The sequence below is a fragment of the Psychrobacter sp. AOP5-GZ1-6 genome (assembly GCF_052376345.1).
Classification (GTDB): domain Bacteria; phylum Pseudomonadota; class Gammaproteobacteria; order Pseudomonadales; family Moraxellaceae; genus Psychrobacter.
Map to the genome: position 1 here is coordinate 1 of NZ_JBQSVP010000305.1, position 836 is coordinate 836.

Annotated in this window: 1 protein-coding gene; it reads right to left on the reverse strand. The window is 41.7% G+C overall.

The genetic code is table 11. The features are described 5' to 3' along the window. Positions 1-77: 77 nt before the first annotated feature. Positions 78-824 (reverse strand): hypothetical protein, encoded by a 747-nt coding sequence (locus ACT3RN_RS15925; protein WP_192520844.1) that lies wholly within the window; start codon positions 822-824, stop codon positions 78-80. Between the last annotated feature and the right edge of the window lie 12 nt (positions 825-836).

The window sequence follows — 836 nt, forward strand, 5'->3', positions numbered from 1 at the left end:
ATAAATATAAAATTTTTACATGAATAAAGCGGCTAAAATTAAGTAGCCGCCTTGTTTTATTACCTTAGATTGTTACTTCAAGCATTTTCTAGCTTAGGCCGAGCTTTATTAATTGCTTTCAATAATGCCTTTTCAAACTGACCTTCTTTAAATTGAACCAGATATGAATGTGCCGCACAGAAATTGCGGACATCGCGCCACTCATGGGCGAGGTTGGCAGCCCAGTCACAATATTGTTTGCCAGCACTTGGCTCATTTTTCAGTGCTTTTTTGGTCGTAGGATGTAGTATTAGCTCAGGTAATATCGCCTCTAGTAACTTAGTTGGTGGACTCATAAAAGTGTCATCCACGTGCAAGCTTTTGCTGGCAGGGTGGTAGACCAATAATGAACCGGCATGAATCATCTCATTAGGTGAGATATAGTAAACGCCTTCTGACATAGAAAACTCGAGCTCAGGATAGCGCTCAGCGACGGCATCACTTTCGACTAAGTCATTGGCCCATTGTACGTCTGGCACTTTTTTGTGGTGCCTACTACTGCCATAAAAAGTGGCTTGTGGAAAGTCTTTGGCCATTTGCGCACAGTGTACCGTATGAAATGGATGTACGTTCAGTACAGCTTCGACATCTTGTCCATTACTGGTCAACCTCATTACTTCATCTCTAACGTCACCCGTTAAGGTATAACTGTCTAAAAACAGAAACTTGCCTGAATTTAACTTTACTAGCGAGCAGTGTGTACCAATATTTAATACGCCACCAATGCGAAATGATCCGCGTATGTTCCAAAAGCCCGACCCTAATTCATGAATTTTATCGCTCATCGATATACGTCC